At 26.5% G+C, this 490-nt stretch carries 1 pseudogene; it reads left to right on the top strand.

Annotation, left to right across the window (positions count from 1 at the left end):
- Positions 1-185 precede the first annotated feature (185 nt).
- A pseudogene (locus B2U95_RS01410) lies at positions 186-490 on the top strand (TonB-dependent receptor); the annotation flags it as partial.

The raw sequence follows: 490 nt of genomic DNA, 5'->3' as shown, positions 1-490 counted from the left end.
ATGGCTTCTTTGTCTTGTTTTTTCTTTTTTTGAGCATTAACATTTAGTGAAAACGCAAAAAACAAACTGGCTAATAGAACTACTTTTTTCATTATGTATTGATTAAAACATTATTTTAAAAAAACCTTATTCTTATTTGGAATGAATAAGAATAAGTATTTATATTTGTGCAAAAATAATCAAGAATGATTCTAAATAAAAATAATTCGTGTATTTATTTTATACTTTTTTTAGGAAGCTTCTTACAGGCTCAAGAAACAAAACGCATTGAGAAAGATTCTACAAAAATCGAAAAATTAGAAGAAGTCGTTATTACTGGACAAATAAATCCACAGTCCGTTAAAAATTCAGTATTTGAGGTAAAAGTTATCACTCAAAGAGATATAGAACTTCGAGCTGGTAATAATTTAGCAGATCTTTTAAATCAGTCATTAAACATTAATGTTGTCCCAAATACTAGTAATGGAAAATCGGGTGTAAGTTTATTTGG

The sequence above is a fragment of the Winogradskyella sp. UBA3174 genome, assembly GCF_002364335.1.
Classification (GTDB): domain Bacteria; phylum Bacteroidota; class Bacteroidia; order Flavobacteriales; family Flavobacteriaceae; genus Winogradskyella.
Note: the sequence above shows the minus strand (reverse complement) of the source record. Positions and strands in the feature narration are given on the sequence as shown.